Raw genomic sequence first — 25652 nt, 5'->3', positions numbered from 1 at the left:
ATTGAGCAATGGGCGATCTGATCAAACTTAAATTTGAAATATATTTTACTAACTGGATAAATGTGTTAGGTATAGCAGCGTGCACCTATCTGTATGTGTTAATCAGTGAGTTGTTCGTCACAGGTATATCGGCTTTTCCGCAAATGCTGTTAATGGCCCTGTTCACCATCGCTTTATACGGCGGCACTTTCTTTTTAGGCTTTTTAATATGCATGCTGTTGCTTGATATGGTATTGATGGATGGTTATATTAAACACCTGCGTGTGCGGCTGTTTATCGAATGGCTGTTTATAAGCACCCCATTGATATACTGGGTTATTGTTTACAAAGAATGGGTGTTTGTAATAGGTGTTCTGGCTTTTATGGGTACCCAATTGATAAGAGAGGAACGAATATCAACCATAATTAAACGGCGAGAACATGTGCAATAACTGCGTGAGGCTATATTTACCATATAGGTATTTACAACCGCATTTATACTACTAATTAAATATTTGCTTTTTTTAAAACTTATTTATAGATTCACCTATCTATTTACCCATGAGCGATAAAACCAAAAAGATCGTCATTTTTGATGACGATGAAGACATTCTATCCATTTGTAGTTATATTTTAGAAGAGCAAGGCTGGGAAGTTCACACCTTTACCGACTGTAATGATATTGCTGAAAAGGTTGCAGGCGTTTCGCCGGATGTGATACTGATGGATAACTGGATACCTGATGCGGGTGGTATTATTGCTACACAAACCCTTAAAAAAGAAGACACGTTAAAAAATATTCCTGTGGTATATTTCTCGGCAAATAGCGATATACAGTTGCTTGCAGACCACGCCGGCGCCGAAACTTACCTGGCCAAGCCGTTTGATCTGGAAGAACTTGAACGGGTGATTAATTCTGTGTTGATACAAAGCTAATTAGCTTTATAAAACTAAAAAGAGCCATTCCGATTACCGGAATGGCTCTTTCGTTTATAAAGCATTGTCTTAAAAGGCTTCGTCGCGGGGCCTGCCGCCGCCATCGCCGCCCCTCATACCTCGGCCCTGATCGGCCGAAGGTGCCTTGCCCGAGAATTTCTGCAGGCGGAAGGTAAACGACAATAAGAAATAACGACCAAGCTTATTTACATTCGATTCGGTTTTTATGCTTCCGTTTTGTACCACAGAAAAACCAGTGTTCTCGTTAAATAAGTCGTATGCCGCCAAACGTAGCGTGCCTCGGTGATCTTTTAAAAACCTGCGTTCAACGTAAGCATTAAAAATATTAGGGTTTTTAACTTTCAAATCGCTTGAGTAGCCGTAATTTAATGTTTTTGTATAATCATAGCTCAGCGTCCAATCTTTCCACACATAGTTTTTGCCGTTAACACCCAAATCAAAGGTGCGGATGTTGGTGTTTTCGTTAAAGCCGTTAGTTGTTAATGAATTATTTACTTTATTTATCGACATCCTTGAAAAAAGTTCAGCGTCGATAATATCGTTAACATTTACCCTAAAACGCACTTGAGGCGAAATGGTAAGTGTTTTGGCAATATTCTTCTCTATAGGGGTCATTACATTCAATGCCGTTACACTTTGCGCAAAGCCAATGTTATTGGTGTAGCTAACCTGGCCGCCCAATATTAAAGTGTATTTGCGCTCGCTCCACGGTTTAGAATACAAAACATTGGCGCGGGCCTGGTAATAACCATCGGTATTTAAGTATTGTATAAGATTCGTATTCTGTAAGTTTATAAGTGATGGATTTGCAGCTAAAACTGCAGGGTCGAACCGCGACGGGTAAGTAATTACATTTTGCGCGATATGATGATCGGTTTGCGTGTAGTTTGCGCCGATCAGGAATATGTTGCCGGTTTGAAAGCTGAACATATTATAACGCAAAGATACGTTATTAGAAAATTCAGGCCTTAAGTTAGGGTTACCTTGCACAGGGTACAGCGCGTTCGAGAAATCTATAACCGGCTGCAGCTGGTTAAATGAGGGCTGGCTGCTGCTGCCATTATAATTAAAGCGCAACGATTGGCTGCGGCTAAAGTTATAATTGAAACTTGCTGCAGGGATAATGTTAAACGTTGATACGCTTGTAGAAACGTTGTTGAGTAAGTTTACACCATCCAGCTTTGCCGGCTGCCCGCCGATACCTAAAGTTAAGTTATACTTTTTTTCGACGATGCGATAATTCAGGCCGAAGCGGTTGGTGGTAAAAGTATAGTTGTAATTGTTGCTCAGCAAATCGTACCTATGGTACATATCAGGCGCTGTGTTGTAGAGCGTATCGGTTTCTTTATCGCTGCTTGTGTAAGAGTGATTGAATGCATAGTTAAGTTCAAGGAACGAAACTTTGCCCAGGGGCTCCTGGTACGAAAAATTGACCCCATAGGTATTTGTACGGCTATTGGTATAAATTACCTGGTTTATCGGCGCGGTCGGCTCGCCCGATGTATAATCATATATAGGGTTATCAAATGCCGACGTTTTGCTGGTGTTAGCATTAAAACCTATGTTAAGGTTACGCCTGCTGCCTTTAAATCGGTGGTTGTAAAACCCATTTAAACCGAAGTTTGGCGAGGTTGAATTACTTACAGAGTTTGAGGTATAAGCAAGGTTTGTAGTATCGTTTCTGGTTGATATCACATTGTCAAAACTGGTAACATCCGATCCGTTATAACTAAAACTTGGGGTAACCTTTAAATAATTTAAGGTATCGGGTTTATACTCAAAATTAAAGTTGAACCTGTGGTTTGTCGGCCTGCTTGTTTCCTGGCTGGTTTGGTTACTTACGCTTGGGTTGCTTGAGCTATTGGTTTGCTTATTTGTTGAATTAGTATAGGTAGAGTTGTTGCTAAAGCTGTAACTCCCATAAACGGATAATGCCTTGCCCCATTGGTCCCTGAAATTAACACCAATCGAGCGGGCATTGGTAATACCGCTTGCATTTGTAGTGGAGCTGCCTGATCCACGCAAGGCGTTTCCACGGCCGCCGCGGCCACCGCCAAATCCGCTTCCGCCGCCGCTTGTGGGCGTGCCGTAACTAAAGGTGTTAACGTTGGTGTTGTTGAGGTTGCCCAAAACAGAGATCTGTTGGTCGCCTTTAAATTTGAAAAAATTTACCAATCCAATATAACGGTTCTCGTTTTTTACCCCCGGGTTTTTTGGTAACAGGTCAGAGCCATCACCGGCTGTTGCCTGGCCAAAGTACCCGTAGTTTTTATCCTTACGGATAGTAAAGTTTAATATCTTATCCGGTTCGCCGGTTTTAACGCCGGTCAGGTTTGCCTGGTCGCCGTAATCGTCAATAATTTGTACGCTTTCAATAACATCGGCGGGCAGGTTCTTGGTAGCGCTTTGTACGTCACCGCCAAAAAAGTCTTTACCGTTAACCCGTACTTTGGTGATTTGCTTGCCTTGCGATGATACAGTTCCGTCGGTTGCTACATCAACACCGGGTATTTTTTTTAATACATCTTCTATAGGGGCATTTTCGCGTACCTTATATGCCGATACACTGTATTGCACGGTATCTTCTTTAAATACTACCGGGTTTACGCCCACAATAGTAACCGCGCCCAACTGCCTGGTTGCCGACTTTAATATAATAGGATCGAACACCACGGGCTTGTTATCGGCAGGCAGGTTATAGTGCCTTATAAGCCCCTCGTACCCAATAGAACTGATGGTAAGGGTGATTTTCGACCCTTTTACCGACGGAAAAGTAAACTTGCCGTTAACATCTGCTATGGTAACCGAGCTGTCGCCAAGTTCGTTACGCAACTTAATGTTGCTGCCCGGAAGCGATAGCTTGGTAGAATCAATTATAGTTCCGCTGACCGACCTTTCCTGGGCTGCAGCTTTAAAAGCGTTCAGGCAAACTAACGCTAATATTAAATATAAGTATTTCATAATTTTTAATAACATAAAGGGCTGTTACAGTTCCCTATAGATACATTTATTGTGCAAATGTTCACTTAATTAATTTCATATATTTAATAATCATAGCATTGTTACATATTTTAATATCTAAACCATAGGATTGTTACACTATAACAAAAAAAGCCCCGCAATTGCAGGGCTTTTATACAAATTTTAGGTGTACACCTGTACGTATTAATGTACAATAACCTTAGTTTAACCTTAAAGCGGACGCCACCTGATTAAAGTTGCGGACGTTTAAGCCCGGATGGGTAACTGATAATGTGCTAAGCGAGGTGCCTGGAATTACAACCACCCTGAAATCTAAACCGGTAGCTGTAAAGTTTGCTTTAATATCCACGTAGCCCACGCCATAATTTGATACGCTGATGGTGCGATCGGCTTCGCTGTACGGCAAGGCATAATATCCGGTGGTGGCGCCGGTTACCCTAAAGTAAACCAATACCAGGCCCTGGTCAACAACTTCCTGGGTTATAGCCGGTATGTTAAGCCGTGTTAAGCCGGTTAACGTAACGCCTTTATTTACCAGTAAAAAGCTTTGCACATTGGCGTTGCCATCGGCACCGTCCTGGCCGGGCGCGCCATTTGCACCTGCCGGGCCAGCCGGCCCCTGCGGACCGCGCGGCCCTGCAGGCCCTGTTGCACCGGTAGCGCCTGCAGGCCCTGTTGCACCGGTAGCGCCTGCCGGGCCCTGAGGCCCTTGTGGCCCGGCAGGTCCGGTAGCCCCTGTTGCGCCAGTTGCCCCTGTTGCGCCAGTAGCGCCGGTTGCACCAGTTGGGCCCTGCGGGCCTTGTGCACCTTTAGGCCCTGTAGCACCCTTTGCCCCGGTTTCGCCTTTTGGACCTTGCGGCCCTGGTGTGGTGGATTTTTTACATGCGCCTAACGTTAAAAAGCAAAGCGCTATTGTGGCTAATAAAAGTCTGTTTTTTTCCATATCTATTTGTGAGTGTTAGGCTCTTGTACGGGCTTATTAACATTTGGTTTCATATTTTAATTTCTGTGGAAAAAAATTTCTATGGGAAATGAAATAATCTGTTACAGATATTAACAAAAGCTATCCACCATTGTTAAAAATTATTTATCCAAGGGTATAACTTGCGGCACGATTTTTTCGTTAAACGTTAAAAACATTTAACCTATGGATAACTTAAGAGGGTCTCTGCATGCCAAGGTGCATAAATGGGCGGATGCTATTGGCTTTAGGCTTAATACATCGCAAACGAGTGGTAAGGGCAAGGTAACCACCAACCATTATTTTTTTGAAACTTTCAATTTTTTTGAAAAATGGAAGGACAACGATACTGCCAAAGCAAAGTTCCTTTGTTTTGATACCTATGGCGAAAAGGTAAGTGTTAAAACATTGCTTGACCTGCAAACAGCTTTTTTTGATAATATCAGCCAGCTAAAGTAGAACCGCGACTACCGCAAGATTATAAATAAAAATGCCCCTGCAATTACAGGGGCATTTTTTATGGTATTTATACCTGATTATCTTGTTTGCGGGAAGCAGTCGTTATCTGCTTGCGGGGCATCGTCAGTTAAACGGCCCGGTGCTCCTGCTCCTGCAATATTCACCACGGGGCGAGTTGGGTATAGCGCTTCTTTAATGCGCAGGCGCAGATCGGCAAAGTGGGCTGCCGTTAGAGCGTCGCCCCCCTTTGGCAGGCTTGTGCTTATTTTGGCTAACTCGGCACGCACCATAGGCCTTATATCAGATAAGGCAATGTTGATAGGTGTTAAGCCCATACCAGCCAGTTGTGCTGCGGTAGCGCCCGGGAAACTCCTGCTGGCATCTTCATTCAGTAAATTTTTCAGGTTATCTATGTACCCTCTTTGCAAATTGCGTTTAAACTCGTCGGGGTTTCCTTTTGTAAATATGCCTGAGCGCAGGTCATTTAACATATCGGCAACCGTATAAGCCGCAGCTCCATTTTTTGATTGGTTATCGAACATGCGGGCCAGGCGCGATGCGTTCAATACATTGGCAACTGCGTTTACCTGCAGGCTTTTAATGCGGCTAATCACAACACCGTTATCAAACTTGCTTAACTCGGCGTTATTGATCAACCAGCGTGGTGTGGTAAATACCTGCTGATTTAGAAAGGCTATGGCATCGCGCTGAAGGGTCTTGTTTACAAAATCATAAACAGGGCCCTTTTGATCGTATGTTTTGAAATTTTCGTTCATGCCGCCAATGTTCATGGTAACATGGCCTATATAACGGTTAAACTGACCGATAACTTCGTTATATAATGTTTGCACATCATCGTAGTCCTCGCCTTTCTGATAGGTCCATTTTTCGATATTAGGCAGTATGCGTTTAAGGTTAGCAATACCATAAGTGCTGGCCTTCATGGCGTTGTCGCCCAAATCCTCGTTCTGTAATCGCGGATCGATAGAAGTACCTTGCCTTCCGTAGTAGTAAAGGGGGTTGCCTGCCTTTTCTTTTGTCCATACATCCAAAGTCTCTTTTTCCTGCTTTGGTGTTTTGTTGCCTGGGAAATAAGTATATCCCCATTTAACCGCCCACAGATCGTATTCGCCAATTTGCGGATAAAGGTGTGTTACACCATCGCCGGGCTGTGCAATGTAATTAAAGCGGGCGTAGTCCATTATCGAAGGAGCGGTGCCATGTTTATCGGTAAAGGATTTTGATCGCAATGAATCAACCGGGTAAGCATAGCTTGAGCCAAAGTTGTGTGGCAGCCCCAGTGTGTGGCCAATTTCGTGCGATGATACAAAACGGATAAGCTCGCCCATTTGCGCATCGGTAAATTTAGCCATACGTACGTTGGGGTTAACCGCTGCTGTTTGAATAAAAAACCAATTACGCAGCAAGCTCATTACGTTATGGTACCAGCCAACATGACTTTCCAGTATCTCGCCGCTGCGCGGGTCAGATATATGGGGGCCGTAGGCGTTCTGTACATCCGATGCAAAGTATCTTAACACACTGTAGCGGGCATCTTCAGTGCTAAACTCCGGATCCTGCTTTGCGGTTGGGGCCTCTTTGCCCGCAATTGCGTTCTTAAAGCCGGCAGCTTCAAAAGCTTTGTTCCAGTCGTTGATACCGGCAATAAGATAAGGAACCCATTTTTTGGGCGTAGCAGGGTCTATATAATAAACAATCTGTTTTTTGGGCTCAACCAGCTCACCACGGGCATAGGCAGCTTCATCTTTTGGCTCCAATTTCCACCGGTGGATATACGCAGTAGCCTCGGCTTTTTGTGCATCTGTGCCATAATCTGTTTGGCGCTGGCCAAAAAATCCTACGCGGTCGTCGTTCAAACGTGCTTTCATTGGTGTTTTTGGCAATAGCAGCATAGATGTATTTAGCTCAAAAGTTACCGCGCCATTACTGTTATCAGTTGGCGACTCGGCCGCACGATAAGTTTTTAGTGTGCGTGCCTCGATGTTTATCGGGAAACTTTTAACCGTATCTATATAAGAACGGTTATTGTCGAGCGCGCTTATCTTATACATCTTCTTGATATTGTCGGGCAAGCCAATAGCTGCAACATCGCCATTGTACAAATCGGTAACATCAATTAAAACGCCGGTGGTATCCCTATTAAAGGCTTTAATATCGAAAGAAGCCAATACCGCATCAAGGTTTGAGTTCCTGACTGACTGGTACATGTCGCTTGTGCTATCGGCCCTCACCGAGTAGCTTGGCACCCTAATAAATACCTGCTTATCGTGGCGCTCCCATTTCCATACCTGGTTGTTAATTTCTTCGCCGCCATACTGCTGCCCAAATGATTTCAGGCCCGCCGGTGTTTTTACAAAACGGGTAACTACCAGCATTTCGCGGTTTATCAGGCTATCGGGTATTTCAAAGTAGTACTTGCCATCAACCTTATAAGTATTAAAAAGGCCGGTATCTGCTTTGGTTTTCCCAACCAGGTCGCTAAATTTTTTTATGCCTTCCTTTTTACCGGCGCCAATTGTGGCCGTAGCGGTTGACCCACCGGGAGTAGTACTTGTTTTTAAAGTAACGGTGCGGTCTGCTTGTTTTTTAGTGGCGCACGAGCTTGCAAAGGCTGCAATGGTTAATGCGGCCACGCTTAGGTAAGTGTTTAGCCGTAAATTTCTATTCATTTGCTGTTTAAAATAATTAGTCGGCTAAAAATATGGAATATATATCTGAGAATACAAACGCAACAAGTTAGTTACGAAAAAGAGTTAAATGCGGTGTTTTAAGGTAATAATTACTTTATCATACTTTTTGTCATGATATACTTCGAGCAGCAGGCTGCGCTCGGTTTTTTTAAAAAAGGCATCGATCTCTTCAGAAGTCATTTTTGAAATGGGCTTGAAATTGATCGAGGTTATTTCATCGTCTTTTATTAAACCTATCTCATCGGCGGGTGAGCCGGGCGCTACCCTGCTGATGATGAGATGCGAAAAGTTATCGCCGGCCATATAATATTCAATTCCGCTCATATCGTGCTCAAAAGGATCGTTATACTTCTCATTTTTCTTAACATACAGCAGGTTGTTAGTATAATCGAACGTGAGGTTGAATTTTTTGAGTATACCGATTCCAATATTGCCATCGCGCGGAACACTGAATTTTCTTTGTATATAGTCTTTGTCCGGGAAAGAGGTAATAACGTCTTTGATCTTGTAGTTAGCGATCATCACTTCCTTTACCCGGCTTAAATACCCTGTTATAGGGCCGTTTAGTGCAACACCCAAATTGGCCGGGATAGACTTTTTAGGCAGCCCGTGTTTTTGCAGCATGTTTTCGAGCGATAAGGGATGGCCCGCCCCCAGGTCGATGATAAATTTGTTCGTCGCTTTACTGCCGTCCGGAAAAGTTACCATAGTTTCCATGTACGGCTTTTTATCCTCAACCGTTATTGGTATCTTCTGGCTTTTTTTAAATGGTTTAAGGTCTTTAGGCCGGCAAACGGTCATTGTGCTGTCGGTAAAATTTATCTTAACCCCCAGCGAGTTAAAAAACTCGTAACCCAATAGGCCGTGTACCGGCAGCCCGATATAGCTCGACAAATTAAAATAGTCGGTTTTTAGGATAGCTGCCGAAACGTTGTTACTGATTAGCCCGGGTATCATCACGTTTAGGGGCGCTGTAACGTAGGCTTCAAAGGCATCACCCTCGCCCAGCCCCGAAAGCTTGATGGTGCGTTTAGAGGTGATGTTTATCGAATCAACCAGCTTAGGCTCGGTAATTACCATCAACCCCACGCCGGTATCTAATATGAAGTTGAAGGGCCCCTTATTATTTATGCTAAGCTTTATCACCATCATATTGCGGATAAGCTTAAAGGGAATATTTACGTTTTTACGGTTACTATCAACGGTAAAAGATTGCGCATTTGCTGAAACGAACAGGCAACTTAATATGACAGTAAGCCATACATGTTTAAACTTGGGATATTTATATAGACCGGCTAACACCTGGTTTGAATTGGAAGCTAAATCTACATTATTTTTTGGTAAATACAGAACGCTTCAACCAAGGTGCCATTAGTGTATCAATAACTTAGAACGCGGTTAACAACCGTCGGGTTTTTTGCCATCATCGTCATCATCACATTTAAGGGTATCCTTTAAATCCGGGTTTTGCAGCGGCATTTTTTTTGTCGTTCTTTCTACCTCGGTTTGTTGTATCACTACCGCATATTCGGCAGGCTCGATATGGCTGCCCCTAGCTTCGGCATAAACCTGCGTAAATTCGGCGCCTATGTATAAAATTGCTGCCGTATAATATATCCACACTAAAATAACGATAATAGAACCCGCTGTACCGTACACTGAGCCTTGCGCGGTAAACTGAATATATAGGCTTATAATATACTGGCCAATTATAAATAATATAGCGGTAAAAATAGCGCCCGAGCGTACATCCTTCCACTTTATTTTAACATCGGGCAGCACTTTAAATATAATGCCGAATAACACCGAAATAACTATAAGCGTTATGCCAAAATTAACCGCAAATAAGAATGTTTCGCCAACTATGCCGGCAAGGCTTTTCCCTAATAAATGAGGCAGTAATGCTACTATCTTATCGCTTATAGCACTTATTATAATATTTACAAGCAAAGAGGCGAGCAATAAAAAACCAAGGCTCACTATTAAGGAGAAAGAAAGGAACCTGTTTTTAAGCATTTTTACCCAGCCACGTTTAGGCTTAGCTTTAACGCGCCAGATAATGTTAAGCGAATCTTGAATTTCTATGAAAATACTGCTGGCACCAAGCAGCAAAGTTGCGATGCTTATTCCCAAACCTATCCCGCTTTTACCCGTAATATCCTGCGAGTTAATGGTGCTTTGTAATTGCAGGGTTCCCTGCTTGCCTATGTAATGTTGTATCTGATCGTAAAAATCTTTTCTGTAGCTATCATCCTTTAAAAAAATACCGGCGAGCGATAGTATCAACAAAAGTAAAGGCGCCAAAGAAAATACGGTGTAGTATGCCAGCGATGCACTAAACTTTAAACCATTATCGGCCGAAAAACCGCTAAAGGTAGCCAGCAATACTTTCCATAATTGTTTAAAATATTCTTTGCTAAAAAATTTCATATCAAAATCGGGTATATTTGTTTACAGGGATACTCGTTAAAAACAAATAACAACATATTATGAAAATTGTAGTAAGGCAGGCTAACTTTTTTAAATTATTGTTTATTTGTTTACTGCTGACGAGCTTTAATGCTGCAGCCCAAAAAACCAATATATGGGTAGTGCGCCATGCCGAAAAAGCTGCCAATACGGTTAACGACCCCGACCCTGGGTTGAGCCCTGCGGGGCAAAAGCGGGCCGGTGAGCTTGCCAAAGAATTAAAGCGGGAAAACATTAAAGCGATATATGTTACCAAGTATAAACGTACAGCCCTTACTGCAAAACCGCTGGCTTACAAAGCCAAGATTTTACCAAGAGTATACAACACAGATACGGCCGGTATTAAACAATTTGCCAAAACCATTTTAAAAAACTTTAAAGGAAACAATGTTTTGGTAGTGGGCCATTCTAATACTGTAATGCATTTGCTAAGCGCGTTTGGGGCCGAAATGCCCTTCGCCGGGCTTGACGAAGAGGATTACGATATGTTATTTAAGGTGACAGTGAAAGATAACGGTAAGGTTGAGCTGGCTATTGATTATTATGGAGATAAGCACCACACCAATGAGATACCTGAAAAGTATCAGCCAGAAATAAGCCATCCGGAAACGATAAGGCCTTTTACCAATTATTAATGGTTTGATACCACCAGCAACTCCAGGTCTTTACTTGGAATAGCGAAGCGTTCGCCCATATGCTTGTTTGTGAGGTGCCCCTGGTATATATATACCGCATTACGGATACCCGTTTTTTGCCATATTACGTTTTTAAGGCTACCCTGTTCGCCAATATCCAGTAAAATGGGGGCGAAAATGTTAGTGAGTGCATAGGTTGCGGTGCGAGCTACACGCGATGCTATATTTGGTACGCAGTAATGGATCACATCGTATTTGCGAAAAACCGGGTGGGTATGGTTAGTTATCTCGGACGTCTCAAAACACCCGCCCTGGTCAATACTAACATCAATAATAACCGAGTTTGGTTTCATGCGGCTAACGGTTTCTTCAGATACGATACACGGGCTGCGGCCATCGTCGGCACGAATGGCACCAATAGCAACATCGCATGTAGTTATGGCTTTTTCGAGTACTATGGGCTGCACAACCGACGTAAAAATCCTTGTACCGATGTTATTTTGAAGCCGCCTTAGTTTGTAAATAGACGGATCGAACACTTTAACCTGCGCCCCGAGCGATATAGCGGTACGCGCCGCATACTCGCCAACGGTGCCCGCACCCAATATCACAATTTCGGTTGGCGGCACGCCGGTTATTCCGCCAAGCATTAAGCCTTTGCCTTCAAAAATATTGCTCAGGTACTCGGCAGCAATAAGTACAGATGTAGCACCTACTATTTCGCTCATGGCGCGCACAACTGTTAGCGAGCCGCCTTCGTCTTGCAGATGCTCAAAACAAAGGGCGGTTATCTTTTTTTTCATGAGTGCATGCAGGCACTCGGCTTTTAAGGTTGATAACTGGAGCGCCGAAATCAATAGCTGCCCGGGTTTCATCATTTCAATTTCTTCCTTTGTAGGAGGGGCTATTTTAATGATGATATCGGCTTCGTAAACCTTTTTGGTGTCGTAAACTATCTGGGCGCCCTGCTCGCTGTAGTTATTGTCAGAAAAATTGGCAGCCTGGCCCGCATTGCTCTCCAGCAGTATATCGTGCCCGTTATTTACAAGCAAAGCTACCGATAAGGGGGTTAGCGCTATACGGTTCTCCTGGAAAGAAACCTCTTTGGGGATGCCAATATAAAGTTTGTTTTTTTTACTTTTAACTTCCAGCATCGACTCCTGGGGTTGCATCATTGCCTGCCTGGCAACATTTGAGAACCCACTGTATTTCCCTGTACTCATGATAGCTATTTTTCCGGCTGATGAAGATACGAAAAAAACAGGTTTGATCAGGAAATGTTTTCAACCGTTAGCTGCCTCGAGCCCGGGTCGATAATATGTATCCGTATGCCGGTATAGCTATCAGGTACCAGGTCGGCAATTTTTTCGGGCCACTCTATAAAACAATAATTGCCCGAGTAGAAATATTCCTCGTATCCCATATCCAGTGCCTCATTGTGATCTTTTAAGCGATAAAAATCAAAATGATAAACCGGGCCATCACTGCCCTCATATTCATTCACTATCGAAAATGTAGGGCTGGTTACCTCATCTTTAACACCCAAAGCCGCGCAAAGGGATTTGATAAGCGTGGTTTTACCCGCGCCCATTTCGCCGTAAAAAAGAAAGATGCGTGTATCGCCGGCGTATTTCAATATCTCTGCAGCTGTGGCAGGCAGGTCTGTGGTGGATGTGGTGTGTAAGTCCATGTCAATTATAATCTCCCTAGCGTCATTGCGAGGAACGAAGCAATCTCAAAGCTTTGCATAGTCGTTATGATATCAGGAGATTGCTTCGTTCCTCGCAATGACGGGGTGAAATTAATACTTCTAAATTTTATTTAGGCCCGTAGGTAACTATCGGGATGATCATTTCTTCCAACGAGATCCCACCGTGCTGGAAGGTTTCGTTATAAAAATTCACAAAGTGGTTATAGTTATTAGGATAAACAAAATAGTTATCGCCTTTTGCAAATACAAAACTGCTGCTTACGTGCAGCCTTGGCAGCATAGCATCGTGCGGATTGCGTATGTGAAATACATCTTTAGCATTATAGTTAAGGTTTTTACCCTGTTTATAACGCAGGTTGGTGTTGGTATTACGATCGCCTATTATTTTACTTGGGTTTTTAACGCGAATGGTGCCATGGTCTGTAGTGATTATCACCCTCACCTGCTTGGAAGCTAAAAACTTAAGCAGGTCTAATAACGGCGAATGCTCGAACCATGATAGCGTTAACGAGCGATAAGCTGCATCGTCGCTGGCCAGTTCGCGTATCATCTGCATATCTGTGCGTGCATGGCTTAGCATATCAACAAAGTTGTAAACCACCACATTAAGCTCGTTGTTCATCAGGTTATTTACCGATTCGTTCAACGCGCGGCCTTCGTCAATATTCAGGATTTTATGATAGGAGTGTTTAATGTCCTTGCGTAAAACGCGTTTAAGCTGGTCGGCAACAAAATCGGCTTCGTAAAGGTTTTTACCACCTTCGTCCTCATCGTTCTGCCACATTTGCGGGTAACGGCTTTCCATCTCTAAAGGCATTAAGCCCGAAAAGATAGCGTTACGCGCGTACTGTGTGGCAGTGGGCAATATACTGTAATAAGTGTCCTCTTCCTCCAGCCTGAAATACTCCGAAATAATGGGGTTAATTATTTTAAACTGGTCGTACCTTAAGTTATCAATCAAAATAAAAAATACCGGCCCTTTGCCATCCAGTTTCGGGAATACCTTCTTTTTAAATAATTGCGTCGAAATAGTGGGGCCGTTTTCAGGGTCTTTTATCCAACTTAGGTAATTACGTTCAACAAACTTGCAGAATTGTACGTTTGCCTCGGCTTTTTGCAGGGTTAATATCTCGTGCATGCCGGCATCTTCAAGTGTTTCCAGTTCCAGTTCCCAGTAGATCAGTTTTTTGTAAACATCAACCCACTCCTGGTAGCTTAAGGCATCGTTAAGGGTCATGCCCAGGTTCCTGAAATCCTGCTGGTATGCCATAGTTGTTTTTTCGGTAACCAGGCGTTTATTTTCAGTAAGTTTTTTTATCGTTAGCAGTATTTGCTTGGGGTGTACCGGCTTTATCAGGTAATCGTCTATCTTCGATCCGATAGCGTCCTCCATTAAATATTCTTCTTCGTTTTTGGTGATAAGCACTATAGGAACATCGCTGCTTATATTTTTTATTTGCTGCAATGTTTCCAGGCCGGTTAATCCCGGCATGTTCTCGTCCAGGAATACCAGGTCAAAGTACTGCTTCTTAAATTCCTCAATGGCATCATTACCGTTGGTAACGGTGGTAACTTTGTAGCCCTTCTCGTTCAGAAAAAGAACATGTGGTTTCAGCAGATCAATCTCGTCATCGGCCCATAAAATAGTGGTATCCTGCATAATATATTTAATTTTACCTCCCTATAACCCCGGGGTAGTATATTTTGTTGTAAAAATATGCAAAGGATTAATATTAATTAACAAATACACCGTGCTTGTTTTGTCATAATTCAACACTTTTGTAATTCTTAACAGCTGCTTTGAATAAAAAGAAAATCATAAACGACCCGGTTTACGGCTTTATCAGCATTCCCACCGAACTGGTATACGACCTGATAGACCACCCGTACTTTCAGCGTTTACGCTATATCAAGCAATTGGGAATGACACACCTGGTTTATCCGGGTGCGCTGCATACCCGCTTCCATCATGCTTTGGGCGCCATGCATCTGATGAGCCTGGCCATAGAAACACTTTGCAATAAAGGGGCTGAAATATCGCCCGAAGAAAAGGAAGGCTTAACTATTGCCATTTTACTGCACGATATAGGGCACGGCCCCTTTTCGCACGCTTTAGAACATACCATTGTAGAAGGGATAAGCCACGAAGATATCTCTATACTGCTGATGAATAAGTTGAACGAGGGGTTTGGCGGAAGGCTGTCGTTGGCCATCAGTATATTTAAAGGGGAGTATCATAAGCACTTTTTGCATCAACTGGTATCGAGCCAGTTGGATATGGACAGGATGGATTACCTGAACCGCGACAGTTATTTTACAGGGGTATCTGAAGGGGTGATTAGTTCTGACCGGATCATAAAAATGCTGAATATTAAAGACGACAGTATAACGGTTGAAGAGAAAGGTATTTACTCGATAGAGAAATTTTTAATAGCCCGAAGGTTAATGTACTGGCAGGTTTACCTGCATAAAACAGTTATAGCTGCCGAACAGCTGCTTTGTAAAATTTTTACCCGAAGCCGCGAACTTGCTTTGCAGGGAATTCATTTTCCGTTAACCCCAGCCTTAAGTTATTTTTTAGAGGGCGTTATTACAAGGGATGAATTTATGGCAAACGATCTGCATTTAAAAACCTTCGCCCTGCTGGATGATACCGATGTAATGGCTGCTGTAAAGATATGGGCGGGCAGTGGTGATTTTGTGTTGGCCACGCTTTGCAATAAGCTGATAAACCGGGGTTTATATCATGTGGATATTACCGCCGAAAAGCCCGACGAAGCCCTTGTTGAACAACTAACGGCTAATGCTGTAAAAAAATATAACATCAGCGCTCATGAGGCATCGTATTTTGTATTTACCGACACTATACGCAACAATGCTTATAATAAAGGCGATGGAAACATTCATATATTAATGAAGAACGGTAGTATCAAGGATATTACACTGGCCAGCGATAATTCAAACCTGGAGGCGTTATCAAAAACTGTAAAAAAATATATACTTTGTTACACCAAAGACCTGTTATAGGATGGTGAGTTGTGAATGGTTAATTGGTGAGTAGTTAACGTTAAAGTGACCGTAAACAGCCATTTAGTAACTCATTATTAATAATTTGTTGCTATGGTTTTAACATTTAAATTTGTAAAATGCAATTTACCGCAAAGGATATAGCCTTTATGCTAAACGGAACAGTTGAAGGCGATCCGCTTGTGGCGGTTAACCACCTGGCCAAAATAGAAGAAGGCAGCGTAGGTTCCTTATCATTTTTGGCTAATCCTAAATATGAGCAGTACCTATATACAACCAACGCATCCGTTGTGATTATAAATAATAGCCAGGAGCTTACGGCGCCGGTAAATGCCACCCTGATACGGGTAGAGAACGCCTACGGAGCATTCACCTTACTGCTCGAGAAATACAACACCATTAAGCTGAACAAAACCGGGATAGAGCAGCCATGCTTTATCCACCCGTCCGCAGCTATAGGTACAGAACCTTACATCGGTGCTTTTGCTTATATTAGCCAGGATGTAGCGATGGGGGATAACTGTAAAATATATCCCGGGTGCTATATTGCCGATAACGTAAAGTTGGGTAGTAATGTAACCTTGTTCCCCGGTGTAAAAGTTTATTTCGACTGTATAATTGGCAATAATGTTGTTATACATTCCGGGGCGATTATTGGTAGCGATGGTTTTGGGTTTTCGCCTAATGCCGATGGTACTTACACCAAAATTGCGCAGATAGGCAACGTTGTTATAGAAGATAACGTTGAAATTGGGGCTAACGCTACTATAGACAGGGCCACAATGGGCTCAACCATTATTCGGAGCGGAGTAAAGGTTGATAACCTGGTACAAATAGCCCACAATGTAGAACTGGGGAAAAATACAGTGATAGCGGCGCAATCGGGTGTGGCTGGCAGTAGCAAGCTTGCCGAAAATGTAGTACTTGGCGGGCAGGTGGGCGTTGTAGGGCATATCAGCATAGCAAAGGGCACACAAGTTCAGGCGCAATCAGGTATTAGCCGAACCATAACCCAGGAGGGGGGCAAATGGGCAGGTTCACCCGCAATTAGCTATGCAAATAATATGCGCTCAAATGTGGTTATAAGCAGGCTGCCCGAATTAGAGAAAAGAGTTGACGAACTGGAAAAGATAATTACAGAACTAACGAATAAAGGTAATTAGTCACCCTTGAATAGTTGTCGGGCCCGTGTTAAGGCCGGATAAGTTGATAAAACTCAATGATGGAACTAACGTACCAATGAACACCTTCATAATATGAACGTAAAACAAAGAACTATTAAGGAGCCCGTTTCAGTTTCGGGCACAGGTTTACACACCGGCCAAAAGGTTACTATGACTTTTAACCCGGCTCCCGAAAAACATGGCTATAAATTTCGCAGGGTAGACCTGCCTGGTCAGCCCATCATTGACGCCGATGTTGATAATGTTACCGATACATCAAGGGGCACCACGCTTACTCAAAACGGCGCCAGTGTAAGCACTATCGAGCATGTACTGGCCGCTTTAGTGGGTTTAGAGATAGACAACGTGTTAATTGATATGGACGGGCCCGAAACCCCGATTATGGATGGCAGCTCTATACAATTTATTAATGCAATTGAAGCAGCTGGTTTTCAGGAGCAAGAGGCCGATAGGGAGTACTACCATATCCCATACAACATTCATTACTCCGAGCCCGATCGTAAGGTTGACATGGTTGCCATGCCGCTTGATGACGATTACCGCTTCACCTGCATGGTTGATTACAACTCGCAGGTATTGGGTAGTCAGCATGCAACTATATCTACGCTTGCTGAGTTTAAAAAGGAGATTGCTTCAAGCCGTACTTTTTGCTTTTTACATGAGTTGGAAATGCTGGTAAAGCATGACCTGATAAAGGGTGGCGACCTTAATAACGCCATTGTGGTGGTTGATAAAGAGGTGGACGACGAAGAGCTTTCCCACCTGGCAAAATTGTTTAATCGTAAAGATATCAACGTTGCCCCGCAGGGGATTCTGAATAACATTGAGCTTAGGCACCAGAACGAGCCCGCACGCCACAAGCTGCTGGATATGATCGGCGACCTGGCGTTGGTAGGGGTTCCGCTTAAGGGACACATTATGGCTGCACGACCAGGGCACGCGGCAAACGTTGCCTTTGCAAAAAAAATAAAAACCCTGATCAAAAAGGAGCGTAGCCGCAAGCACGTAAAAGTGTACGACCCTAATATGACGCCGGTGTACGATACCGTTCAGATCATGAACATATTGCCGCACCGCCCACCAATGTTATTGGTGGACAAAATTTTAGAGCTTACTAAAACGCATGTAGTTGGTTTAAAGGCGGTAACCATGAACGAGCCTTTTTTTGTAGGCCATTTCCCGGGCGCACCTGTAATGCCGGGTGTTTTGCAGATAGAGGCAATGGCGCAAACGGGTGGAATCCTGGTGTTGAACACCGTACCCGATCCCGAAAATTGGTTAACGCTTTTCCTGAAAATAGAAAACGCGCGTTTTAAAGACAAGGTTTTACCAGGCGATACGTTAATATTCCGTTGCGATTTGATTGCGCCTATCCGCCGGGGTATTGCGCAAATGAAAGGGATTGGCATGGTTGGAGAAAAAATTGTTGTTGAAGCCGAGCTAATGGCACAAATAGTTAAATATAAATAAAGCATGATACAGCCCTTAGCATATATACATCCACAGGCAAAAATTGCCGATAACGTGGTAATTGAGCCATTTGTAACTATACATAAAGATGTAGAAATAGGCGAAGGCAGTTGGGTGGGCTCAAACTCGGTTATCATGGACGGTGCGCGAATAGGTAAAAATTGCCGCATATTCCCGGGAGCTGTAGTATCGGCGCCGCCGCAGGATCTTAAATACAAAGGCGAGCCAAGCACGGTTACTGTTGGCGATAACACGGTTATACGCGAATGCGTAACCCTTAACCGCGGTACAGCGCTTGATAAAAACACCACTACCATTGGCACTAACTGCCTTTTAATGGCCTATACCCACGTAGCGCACGATTGTGTAATTGGCGATAATGTCATTATAGCTAACGGCGTGCAACTTGCAGGCCATATCAATGTTTACGACTATGCTTTTATAGGGGGGACCTCGGCTGTGCACCAGTTTGTTGAAATAGGCGCCCATAGCATGATTTCGGGCGGCTCGCTGGTGCGTAAAGATGTGCCGCCTTTTACCAAGGCAGGGCGCGAGCCCTTATCCTATATCGGTATTAATTCTGTAGGCCTGCGGCGGAGAGGCTTTTCAGCCGAAACAATTAACGAGATACAGGAGATATACCGGATCATCTTTTTGAAAAAATACAACATTACCAAAGCTTTGGATATCATCGAGGCCGAATTTAATCCTACTATCGAACGCGACGAGATCATCAATTTTGTACAAAACTCCCAACGCGGTATCATGAAGGGATTCGGAAGCAGCTAAGTTAGTTGATGGTCAATAGATCATGGTTGAAAATATAAAACAGGGCTATGATCTATGAACCGGGAACTATCAACTATCAACTACATGAACATTATCCTCCAAAATATTGGCCGTCGTTTTAACCGTGAATGGATATTCAAAGGAATAGATTATACTTTTGAAGCTAATGGCAGCTATGCCATTTTAGGACCAAACGGGTCAGGAAAATCCACTTTGCTGCAGGTGCTGAATGGTAGCCTGGTGCCATCTGCCGGAACGATCACCTATAAAGATGATAGCTTAATGGTTGATGCCGGGGATATATTCAACCACCTGAGCCTTGCAGCGCCGTATCTTGAAGTTATCGAAGAATTTTCTATGAACGAAATGATAGATTTTCATTTCAAGTTCAAAAAGTTCAGGCCCGGCATAGATAAAAATGCCGTAGCCGACATACTTAATTTAACAGGTAGCCGTAATAAATTGGTAAAATACTTTTCGTCAGGCATGAAACAACGGCTCAAATTGGCCCTTGCCTTTTGTGCCGATACTCCAATGCTGATGCTGGATGAGCCAACGTCTAACCTGGACGCCCAGGGGATAGACTGGTATTTAAACCTGGCGCAAAAATTCAGTGAAGACCGGCTGACGATAGTATGCTCTAATCAGGAGCACGAATATAGCTTTTGCCCAAACAGGCTTAGCATATCTGATTATAAATAGCAGATAAACTATACTTAACCTCCTATTGTGTGAAATCTCAAATCAATTATATAATTTTGCGCCTCAATTATAAAGTTTTATGGCAAAAGCATCTGATGTAAAAAATGGTAATGTTCTTCGTTTTAACGGCGAACTGGTACAGGTAGAGGAGTTTTTACACCGCACCCCTGGTAACCTGCGTGCGTTTTACCAGGCCCGCATGCGTAATGTTAAAACGGGTAAACTGGTTGAATACCGTTTCCGTACGGATGAAGAGGTGGATATAGCACGTGTTGAAACCAACGATTACCAATATCTGTACGAAGATGGCGATTCGTTAGTGATAATGGATAATACAACTTACGATCAGCATAACGTGCCTAAAAGATTATTTGGGCCTGCCGTAAAATTCCTTAAAGAAGGCATGAACGTTATTGTAGCATTTGAGAGCGATGAGCCTATTATGGCAAACATCCCGGGTTCGGCAGAGCTGGAGATAACTTACACCGAACCGGCTGTGAAAGGAGATACCTCAAGCGGTGCATTGAAAAATGCTACCGTTGAAACCGGTGCCGAAATTAAAGTGCCTTTGTTCATCAACATTGGCGACAGGGTAAAAGTAGATACCGCCACAGGCGCTTATGTTGAGCGTGTAAAAGGATAATTAACCCACCTAACGGGAGGATTTTAGCCAACAAAGGCCGCGTACTCGTGGCCTTTGTTGGCTAAATGCATTTGTAGGAAGCGCGGCGACATGGCAATCTTCGACATGCTTGTCGCTGACCTCTCCATCAGAGATTGCCTGGTGCCCCGTTATGACCGCGGGAGAAGCATATTATTCCTATTCCCCCTTCAGGATTCAAAACTCCAGTTCCAGTAATACCGGGCAATGGTCAGAGTGTTTCGCTTCCGGCAATATAGCGCAGCGTTTAATGTTACTTTCCAGTTCTTTACTCACCATGGCATAATCAATACGCCAGCCCAGGTTTTTGGCGCGGGCATTGGCTCGAAAGCTCCACCAAGTGTAATTATGCGGCTCCTGGTTACAGTGTCTGAAGGTGTCTACAAAGCCCGACTCAATAAAGTTCTCCATCCACTCGCGCTCTTCGGGTAAAAAGCCGGAGGAGTTAGCGTTTGATTTTGGATTGTGAATATCAATTGGCCGGTGGCAAATATTGTAATCGCCGCAGATAACCAAGTTTGGATGCGTAACCTTTAGCAGGGTAAGATATTTGCCAAACTCGTCCAGAAAGCGATATTTAAATATCTGCCTATCATCCCCGCTTGAGCCGGAGGGGAAATAGGCGCTCATTACCGACACCTCATCAAAGTCTACACGGATACAACGGCCCTCGCGGTCAAAATCAGGGATGCCGCAGCCGTATTCTATATGGTTGGGCAAGTATTTGGTAAAAATGGCAGTGCCGCTATACCCTTTCTTTTCGGCCGGGAACCAAAAGTGCTGATACCCCATATCATCTACCAGGCCAAGCTCTTTTATTACATCGGGTGTAGCCTTAATTTCCTGCAGGCAAACTACATCGGCATCTGTTGCCTGGAGCCAAGCCAGCCAGTTTTTGTTTATCGCCGAACGGATGCCATTAACGTTGTAGGTAATTATCTTCATGTTTTTAATATGTCATGGTGAGCTTGTCGAACCATTCGTCGCTTTAATAAGTCTTCGACAGGCTCAGACTGACATTTGGTTTATTTAGCTTCTGGCCACAGCAGCTTATCCAACTGCTTACACTCCTTTTTGCTCAATACTACTACAGTCATGGGGATATCCGTAAGAGGCCTGTCGCGCTCGTCTTTTTTAACAGCTGCAATAAGGTCAACCATATCTATACCGCTAACCACTTCGCCATAAACCGTATAATTTTGATCTAAATGCGGCACACCGCCAACGGTAGTATAAATATCGCGCTGCCACCCGGGTATTTTGCGGCCCTTAAGCCGGGTCATCTCCAAGGTATCCAGTTTGCCCGCTGTCCAGCGTTTACCCTCTACAATGTAAAACTGGCAGGCGCTCGATGCTTTGGCGGGATTATCGTCGCGCGCTGCGGCCAGCACCCCGCGTTTATGGAACAGGCTATCCCTGAACTCGGCTGGCACGGTATATTTAAGGTCGCCGTTGCCTAACTCTGCGCCGGGTTTGTTTTTAGTGGTGTCACGCGAATCGGGATCGCCGCCCTGTATCATAAAGTTTTGTATCACCCGGTGAAACAACGTGCCGTTATAAAAGCCCTGCTTAGCAAGCTTTATAAAATTATCGCGGTGCAAGGGAGTTTGGTTATATAAGCGAATAATAACATTGCCGTAGCTGGTTTTTATACGTACATATTGGTTTTTGGGCGGTTTGGCAAACGCAGTAGCTATGGTAAGCAATAATACTAACAGAATAGATATCTTTTTCATTTGTTTAGGTTGTCAAGGTTAAAATTCCCACTCCATCTCGGCTTCAAAGTAATCAATTATTAACGATTTTATCAGCATCTCCTGTTCAAGCAAAGTATAATTTGGAACGGTTTTTACCAGTTTCCAATGCGGCCAGCCATCCTGGTCAAGCCCTTCCAATTCGTAGAAGCCCATTTTGCTGAATAGTTTGCAATTGGCAATGTGCATCAACTCTTCTTTTTGCCGCTTGCTGAATTTTTTTGGCCCCTGCCCCAGTTCCTGCACACCTATCAGGAACAGCACCACTTTAATATCCGGCTTCTCGTTATCAAACTCAGTGGCAATACGGTCTTGCAGGGCGGCCCATTTCAAATTAATTTCGGCAGGTTTCATACCGGCAAATATACAGATGCGATACCGTTAAACCTTTTTTTGATGACATACAATTAACAACATTGTTACGTTTTAAAAACACGTTTAGCATATTATTAATTATTTTTGCAAGCGTACTACCAAAACATGCGTTGGTTTTGAAAAAAAGTAAGTATCATATTTTTTGCGCCTGGGCGCTCATGTTCTGTTTTATAGCAGGGCAATATATGGTATTTGCCCATCAGCACCCTATATTAAAAGCAGCGCACGAAGCAAGTTGCCACGACTGTCATAACACGGCTAAACAAAGCATAACAGAAAAGTGCCAGCTATGCGATGCCATGCACCACAACAGCATGGCGCTGATAAGCCATACCTCCCATACTTCTTTTTCAGGCATGGACTACGCTTTTGTAACTTTTGAATACGACTTCAAAAGCATTGCCTTAATACTTTCGCCTGGCCGCGCACCGCCTGTAATTTCATAATAATTACAACCAATCAAACGCTGCTTTTTTGCAGCATTTCCTTGTATTTTTTAATTTATTATTATGAAACTTAAGCTTGTTTATTGCTTTATATTATTATTCTTTCAAGTTGCTGCATTTGCCGATGTTATAGATTTTAAGGGTAAAGTTGTTGACGCCAAAACCAACGAAGGACTTATTGGCGCTACGGTAAGCATCCCCGACCTTCATATAGCTGTCGCCACTAATGTAAACGGCGAATTTGTTATTAAATCGATACCTACCAAAGGCCGTTTTGTGGTACAGGTACAATACCTTAGCTATAAAACATTAACGCAAACGGTCGATTTTTCGTCGACTGCACCTATGATATTTGCTTTACAGCCTAGTGTAATCGAATCGCACGAGGTAGTTATAACCGGTACACCTATTACGGCTGGCAGTCGCAGCAACAGCACTTCGGCATCGGTAGTTAGTAAAGAACAGCTGCAGGGTTCGTCAACCAATTTAATTGACGCACTGGCCAGGCAGGTGCCGGGAGTAGGCCAGATAACCACAAGTCAGGCCATATCCAAGCCCGTAATACGTGGTTTAAGCTATAACCGGGTAGTTACACTTAACGACGGTGTTAAGCAGCAGGGCCAGCAATGGGGCGATGAGCATGGCATAGAGATGGACCAGTTCTCGGCCGGGCGCGTAGAGGTTTTGCGCGGCGCGGCATCGTTGCAGTATGGTTCAGACGCGCTGGGGGGCGTTATCAATGTTATTGACCCGCCAACACCGGCTGAAGGAAACATACAGGGCGAATTTTTGACCAATTACTCGACTAATAATGGGTTAAGCAATACATCGGTAATGTTAAGTGGGAACCAAAATGGTTTTGTTTGGCGCGGCCGGGGCACTTATCAAAACGCCTACTCATTTAACACACCCGCCGGCCGCTATATTAACAGCGGGTTTAATCAAACCAATGCAAGCGGTATGTTCGGCCTCAACAAAGCCTGGGGTTATTCGCACGTAAACTTTTCTTATTTTAAAAATAATATCGGCTTTTATGATGCCGAGCCCGGCGATCCGTTATATAACAACACCACCAGCCGCACTTTAGAGTACCCCCGCCAGGATATACGCCATTATAAAATTGCGGTAAATAACAACTTCCTTTTCGGGTCAAGTTCATTAAAGTTAGACCTTGGCTACCAGAAAAATCAGCGCCGCGAGTTAGAAGACAGCCCTACACCTTCGTTGTTTTTTGACATGAACACCTACTCGCTGGACGCCAAATATTACCTGCCCGAAGGCAATGGGTGGCACCCGGTTATCGGCTTAAGCAGTAGCATTGGCCATAGCGTTAACCTGGGCCAGGAACTGCTGATACCAGCTTATGATGAATATAGCAACGGCGCCTTTATATATGCTAAAAAAGCGTGGGGGCAAAATACCTTTAGCGCAGGTGCAAGGTTCGACTATATTAAAAATAAAGGCAAGGCACAAAACGACGAGGACGGCAATACGATTTTTACAGGGTTTGACAATAAATTCTCTAACATAAGTGGGGCTTTGGGATACACCCATACTTTTAATGAAGTATTAAGCTTTAAGGCCAATGCAGGTTCTGCATTTCGCGCGCCAAATCCCGCCGAGCTGGGCTCAAACGGCGTACACGAAGGGACAAGCCGTTACGAGATAGGCAACGCCAACCTTAGCCCCGAACGCAGCTACCAAACAGATGCGACTTTAGAGTATGGATCTGGTGTTGTAACGGGGAGCTTTGGGATATACGAAAACTATATACGCAATTATATTTATGCATCAAACACCAATAAAGAGCAGGTAACAGTTATTGATGAACAAACCGGTTTACCAAGAGATTACGATGCCTACCGCTACGGGCAGGTAAATGCTAACCTGTATGGTTTTGAAGGTAATTTAACTTTGCACCCGGTATCTTTTATCCATTTTGAAAACACTTTTAGCTATACCCGTGCAAGTAATATCAGTTTTGACAGGCCGTTGCCTTTAATACCGGCCGGCACTTTGCATAATACCCTGCGTTTTGAGCCTAAGATAAAAGGCTTAAAGGATTTTTATCTATATGCAGGCATTGATAACTATTTTAAGCAAAGCCGCATCGATGCTACTTTTGAAACACCTGCCGACGGTTACACTTTGTTAAATGCCGGCGTAGGTGCAACCTTTAATGTAGGCAGGCAACCGCTTAAACTTTATGTATCGGGCACCAACCTTACCAACAAGGCTTATTACGATGCCTTGAGCCGCTTAAGGCCGGGCAGATATAGCCAGGAAGACCCAACTTATGGTGTTTACAATATGGGCCGTAACATCACGTTTGGGGTATATATCCCATTCGGGACCAATAAATAATTATTAGTTAGTTTAG

23 protein-coding genes are annotated in these 25652 nt (G+C 43.7%); 12 read left to right on the top strand and 11 right to left on the bottom strand.

The features are described 5' to 3' along the window. Nucleotides 1-8: 8 nt before the first annotated feature. Both HDC91_RS15855 and HDC91_RS15850 read left to right on the top strand, forming a co-directional pair. Entirely contained in the window at nucleotides 9-431 is a 423-nt protein-coding gene (locus HDC91_RS15855; RefSeq protein WP_183553816.1) for a hypothetical protein, read from the top strand. Nucleotides 432-540: 109 nt separating this feature from the next. Then, complete coding sequence (locus HDC91_RS15850) at nucleotides 541-915, top strand: response regulator (RefSeq protein ID WP_183553814.1); 375 nt, start codon at nucleotides 541-543, stop codon at nucleotides 913-915. A 69-nt stretch (nucleotides 916-984) separates the two neighbouring features. Here the strand turns inward: HDC91_RS15850 and HDC91_RS15845 are convergent, their stop codons facing one another. Together HDC91_RS15845 and HDC91_RS15840 are read right to left on the bottom strand one after the other, a co-directional pair. Beyond that, entirely contained in the window at nucleotides 985-3897 is a 2913-nt protein-coding gene (locus HDC91_RS15845) for a TonB-dependent receptor domain-containing protein (protein ID WP_183553812.1), read from the bottom strand. A gap of 220 nt (nucleotides 3898-4117) precedes the next feature. Beyond that, entirely contained in the window at nucleotides 4118-4861 is a 744-nt protein-coding gene (locus tag HDC91_RS15840) for a collagen-like protein (protein ID WP_162429914.1), read from the bottom strand. Nucleotides 4862-5065: 204 nt separating this feature from the next. Here HDC91_RS15840 and HDC91_RS15835 point away from each other — a divergent pair, with 204 nt between their 5' ends. Continuing rightward, nucleotides 5066-5338 (top strand): hypothetical protein, encoded by a 273-nt coding sequence (locus tag HDC91_RS15835; RefSeq protein ID WP_183553810.1) that lies wholly within the window; start codon nucleotides 5066-5068, stop codon nucleotides 5336-5338. A 77-nt stretch (nucleotides 5339-5415) separates the two neighbouring features. Here HDC91_RS15835 and HDC91_RS15830 read toward each other — a convergent pair whose 3' ends face one another. The 3 genes from HDC91_RS15830 to HDC91_RS15820 form a co-directional block, all read right to left on the bottom strand. Continuing rightward, the gene (locus tag HDC91_RS15830) at nucleotides 5416-8028 is read right to left on the bottom strand and encodes a zinc-dependent metalloprotease (RefSeq protein ID WP_183553808.1); all 2613 of its coding nucleotides are present in this window, start codon (nucleotides 8026-8028) and stop codon (nucleotides 5416-5418) included. A gap of 84 nt (nucleotides 8029-8112) precedes the next feature. Continuing rightward, the gene (locus tag HDC91_RS15825) at nucleotides 8113-9351 is read right to left on the bottom strand and encodes an aspartyl protease family protein (RefSeq protein WP_183553806.1); all 1239 of its coding nucleotides are present in this window, start codon (nucleotides 9349-9351) and stop codon (nucleotides 8113-8115) included. 96 nt (nucleotides 9352-9447) lie between these two features. Further along, entirely contained in the window at nucleotides 9448-10479 is a 1032-nt protein-coding gene (locus HDC91_RS15820; RefSeq protein WP_183553804.1) for a YihY/virulence factor BrkB family protein, read from the bottom strand. Nucleotides 10480-10538: 59 nt separating this feature from the next. On the opposite strand from HDC91_RS15820, the gene HDC91_RS15815 reads away from it, so the two are divergent. Continuing rightward, nucleotides 10539-11153 (top strand): histidine phosphatase family protein, encoded by a 615-nt coding sequence (locus HDC91_RS15815; protein WP_183553802.1) that lies wholly within the window; start codon nucleotides 10539-10541, stop codon nucleotides 11151-11153. Here the strand turns inward: HDC91_RS15815 and HDC91_RS15810 are convergent. The 3 genes from HDC91_RS15810 to HDC91_RS15800 form a co-directional block, all read right to left on the bottom strand. After that, nucleotides 11150-12376, bottom strand: a complete 1227-nt coding sequence (locus HDC91_RS15810) for an alanine dehydrogenase (protein ID WP_183553800.1) — start codon at nucleotides 12374-12376, stop codon at nucleotides 11150-11152. The two genes, HDC91_RS15815 and HDC91_RS15810, sit on opposite strands and share 4 nt — an antisense overlap. 47 nt (nucleotides 12377-12423) lie before the next feature. Next, a complete protein-coding gene (gene tsaE / locus HDC91_RS15805) occupies nucleotides 12424-12843 on the bottom strand; it encodes a tRNA (adenosine(37)-N6)-threonylcarbamoyltransferase complex ATPase subunit type 1 TsaE (protein WP_183553798.1) in 420 nt (139 codons plus the stop codon). Nucleotides 12844-12970: 127 nt separating this feature from the next. Further along, entirely contained in the window at nucleotides 12971-14524 is a 1554-nt protein-coding gene (locus HDC91_RS15800) for a bifunctional response regulator/alkaline phosphatase family protein (RefSeq protein WP_183553789.1), read from the bottom strand. Between the two features lie 140 nt (nucleotides 14525-14664). Between HDC91_RS15800 and HDC91_RS15795 the strand changes: the two genes are divergently transcribed. From HDC91_RS15795 to efp, 6 genes are all read left to right on the top strand, one after another. Next, nucleotides 14665-15891, top strand: coding sequence for an HD domain-containing protein (locus HDC91_RS15795; RefSeq protein ID WP_183553787.1), 1227 nt, complete (start codon nucleotides 14665-14667; stop codon nucleotides 15889-15891). 119 nt (nucleotides 15892-16010) lie between these two features. Further along, nucleotides 16011-17054 carry a UDP-3-O-(3-hydroxymyristoyl)glucosamine N-acyltransferase gene (gene lpxD, locus HDC91_RS15790; protein WP_183553785.1) on the top strand — a complete coding sequence of 348 codons (1044 nt, stop codon included), beginning with the start codon at nucleotides 16011-16013 and terminating at the stop codon, nucleotides 17052-17054. Nucleotides 17055-17147: 93 nt separating this feature from the next. Continuing rightward, on the top strand, nucleotides 17148-18545 hold the full coding sequence (locus HDC91_RS15785; protein WP_162429903.1) for a bifunctional UDP-3-O-[3-hydroxymyristoyl] N-acetylglucosamine deacetylase/3-hydroxyacyl-ACP dehydratase: 1398 nt from the start codon (nucleotides 17148-17150) through the stop codon (nucleotides 18543-18545). 3 nt (nucleotides 18546-18548) lie between these two features. After that, on the top strand, nucleotides 18549-19334 hold the full coding sequence (gene lpxA, locus HDC91_RS15780; RefSeq protein ID WP_162429902.1) for an acyl-ACP--UDP-N-acetylglucosamine O-acyltransferase: 786 nt from the start codon (nucleotides 18549-18551) through the stop codon (nucleotides 19332-19334). 54 nt (nucleotides 19335-19388) lie between these two features. Then, nucleotides 19389-20036 (top strand): ATP-binding cassette domain-containing protein, encoded by a 648-nt coding sequence (locus tag HDC91_RS15775; protein ID WP_370576844.1) that lies wholly within the window; start codon nucleotides 19389-19391, stop codon nucleotides 20034-20036. A gap of 79 nt (nucleotides 20037-20115) precedes the next feature. Then, complete coding sequence (efp, locus tag HDC91_RS15770; RefSeq protein ID WP_162429900.1) at nucleotides 20116-20679, top strand: elongation factor P; 564 nt, start codon at nucleotides 20116-20118, stop codon at nucleotides 20677-20679. A gap of 195 nt (nucleotides 20680-20874) precedes the next feature. On the opposite strand, the gene HDC91_RS15765 is transcribed toward efp, so the two are convergent. The 3 genes from HDC91_RS15765 to HDC91_RS15755 form a co-directional block, all read right to left on the bottom strand. After that, entirely contained in the window at nucleotides 20875-21642 is a 768-nt protein-coding gene (locus HDC91_RS15765) for an exodeoxyribonuclease III (protein ID WP_162429899.1), read from the bottom strand. Between the two features lie 80 nt (nucleotides 21643-21722). Further along, nucleotides 21723-22433 (bottom strand): peptidylprolyl isomerase, encoded by a 711-nt coding sequence (locus tag HDC91_RS15760; protein WP_183553783.1) that lies wholly within the window; start codon nucleotides 22431-22433, stop codon nucleotides 21723-21725. Nucleotides 22434-22451: 18 nt separating this feature from the next. Beyond that, nucleotides 22452-22805, bottom strand: a complete 354-nt coding sequence (locus HDC91_RS15755) for a hypothetical protein (protein ID WP_162429897.1) — start codon at nucleotides 22803-22805, stop codon at nucleotides 22452-22454. A 137-nt stretch (nucleotides 22806-22942) separates the two neighbouring features. On the opposite strand from HDC91_RS15755, the gene HDC91_RS15750 reads away from it, so the two are divergent. Together HDC91_RS15750 and HDC91_RS15745 are read left to right on the top strand one after the other, a co-directional pair. Beyond that, complete coding sequence (locus HDC91_RS15750) at nucleotides 22943-23272, top strand: hypothetical protein (RefSeq protein ID WP_183553781.1); 330 nt, start codon at nucleotides 22943-22945, stop codon at nucleotides 23270-23272. Between the two features lie 63 nt (nucleotides 23273-23335). After that, nucleotides 23336-25636, top strand: coding sequence for a TonB-dependent receptor (locus HDC91_RS15745; protein ID WP_183553779.1), 2301 nt, complete (start codon nucleotides 23336-23338; stop codon nucleotides 25634-25636). Nucleotides 25637-25652: the final 16 nt, after the last annotated feature.

The organism is Mucilaginibacter sp. AK015 (assembly GCF_014200785.1).
In the GTDB taxonomy this organism is placed as follows: domain Bacteria; phylum Bacteroidota; class Bacteroidia; order Sphingobacteriales; family Sphingobacteriaceae; genus Mucilaginibacter.
Note: the sequence above shows the minus strand (reverse complement) of the source record. Positions and strands in the feature narration are given on the sequence as shown.